This window comes from Candidatus Neomarinimicrobiota bacterium, assembly GCA_034716895.1.
Lineage (GTDB): Bacteria > Fidelibacterota > UBA8477 > UBA8477 > JABMPR01 > JABMPR01.
On record JAYEKW010000069.1, the window covers coordinates 1 to 2,011 of the forward strand.

Below are 2,011 nucleotides of genomic sequence, written 5' to 3' on the forward strand. Positions count from 1 at the left end.
ATCCCTGTCTGCCCTGAAGTCGAAGGCGGACTCCCCACACCCAGACCACCTGCAGAGATCACTGGCGATCAAGTTCTACGTGAGAATGGGGAAGACGTAACCCTGCAATTCAAAAGGGGCGCAAAACTGTGTCGAGACAAAGGCTTGGCTGATAATGCTGCCTTGGCCATCCTCAAAAGCCGTAGTCCTGCCTGTGGGTGTGGACAGATTTATGATGGCTCTTTCTCCGGAAAACTGATTGATGGTGATGGTATATTCACTCAATCCCTAAAAGCTGCAGGGATTAAATGCATTTCAGATGAAGATTACCTGAATTCTGAATATCCGTAGAGACGTAGCACGCTACGTCTCTACCACCACCAAATAAATAATTCGTAACCATTTCTAATCGAGTGTGTCAAAGATTTGTAAGCTGAAATATTTGACATTATTTAAATTATAAGAGGCGCTGACGAAGTCCTCGAAAATGGAGTGAAAAATGACCGAAAATTTAACCAAACAAGCTTTTATTGAGAAAGTGTTTGATTACGAGAACGAAAAAGAGTGGAATTACAAGGGCGATACCCCTTGCATTATTGATTTCTGGGCTGAATGGTGTGCTCCCTGTAAAGCAGTTGGCCCCGTTTTAGAAGAGCTTTCCGAAGACTATGCAGGCAAGGTCATCGTTTATAAAGTCAATACTGAAACCGAGCAGGAATTGGCCGGAGTCTTCGGTATCCGTAGTATTCCCTCATTGCTATTCGTACCCGTAGGTGAAAAACCACAGATGGCCGCTGGTGCCCTTCCCAAGGAAACCTTTGTGCAAGCCTTCAAAGATGTCCTGGGGATCGATCCTGTTACAGCATAAGCTGATCTTATATAGTTAGTGACAAAAAGCACGGATGAGAGTCTGTGCTTTTTTTTAAAGTCTTGAGGTGGTTTGCAATACAGTCCTCTGCGGTTATGAGCTTTTGAAAATTGTAATGATTTTGTTGATTCCGCTACGAAAAGTTATTTCAATTCCCTTCACAACTATGCATGTCCATCTATATTGACCGCCAATGGGAGCTGAACACATTTGAATTCAAAAGTCATGGCTGGAGTCGATGAGGCTGGTCGGGGACCACTGGCTGGTCCTGTAGTCGCTGCTGCTGTTATTCTGAATCCACTGGATATACCAGGGGGTTTGCGCGATTCTAAAAAGCTATCCGAAAAACGTCGGGGTATATTAGCCAAAGATATACGACTGAAAGCCAAAGCCATAGGAGTTGGTATTGTGCATGAACAGGATATCGATCGAACGAATATCCTGAAATCTACCTTTGAAGCCATGCGTCGGGCTGTGGCCGATCTGGGTCTTGAACCAGAGGAAGTCCAGGTCGATGGTAATTTTACCATTCCGAACCTGCTTATTGATCAAATAGCCATTGTTGGTGGTGATGACAAGGTGGCCGAGATAAGCGCAGCCAGCATCATAGCTAAAACGACGCGCGATGCCATGCTGATATCCTATGATGTCCTTTTCCCTGAGTACGGTTTCAAGTCCCACAAGGGCTATGGTTCAGCCAAACACATGGAGATTCTGCGGGAGCGAGGACGAACTCCTATCCATCGCAGGAGCTTTCGACCTGTGGATACGTGCCCCAATGAGAATTATAAATATTTTGGACTCGAAAACAACTATGGGCGCATGGGGGAGATCATTGCCGGAATGTTTCTGATCCGTAACGGCTATACATTGATCGCTCACAGCTACCATGCCGGTCGTGGTGGAGAAATAGATCTGATCGCAACTCTGGGTGATGAAATAGTATTTATTGAGGTCAAAAGCTTTGCCGGTGAAGCCGATGACACCATTGCTCTGGAACGCGTTACACCAGTAAAACAAAAGCAGATCGCCAGGATTGCTGAAATTTACCTCCGTTATCGTGAAATTGAAGAAGCCGAATGCCGGTTTGATATCATCACAGTAAACTTTTCAGAACCCAAACCTGAAATCCAGCACTATCCAGATGCCTATTTACCTTTATAA

Annotated in this window: 3 protein-coding genes; all 3 read left to right on the top strand. The window is 45.2% G+C overall.

Going from position 1 to position 2,011, the window contains the following annotated elements; genetic code table 11:
- Positions 1–330 (top strand): DUF523 domain-containing protein (locus tag U9Q77_04770; protein ID MEA3286669.1); only part of this gene is annotated, 330 nt, incomplete at its 5' end.
- Between the two features lie 148 nt (positions 331–478).
- Positions 479–847 (top strand): thioredoxin, encoded by a 369-nt coding sequence (gene trxA / locus U9Q77_04775; GenBank protein MEA3286670.1) that lies wholly within the window; start codon positions 479–481, stop codon positions 845–847.
- Between the two features lie 210 nt (positions 848–1,057).
- Positions 1,058–2,011, top strand: a complete 954-nt coding sequence (locus U9Q77_04780; protein ID MEA3286671.1) for a ribonuclease HII — start codon at positions 1,058–1,060, stop codon at positions 2,009–2,011.

Bases quoted from the DNA above. Each gene is read 5' to 3' on its own strand.
- trxA (MEA3286670.1), top strand. From the start codon at position 479: ATGACCGAAAATTTAACCAAACAAGCTTTTATTGAGAAAGTGTTTGAT.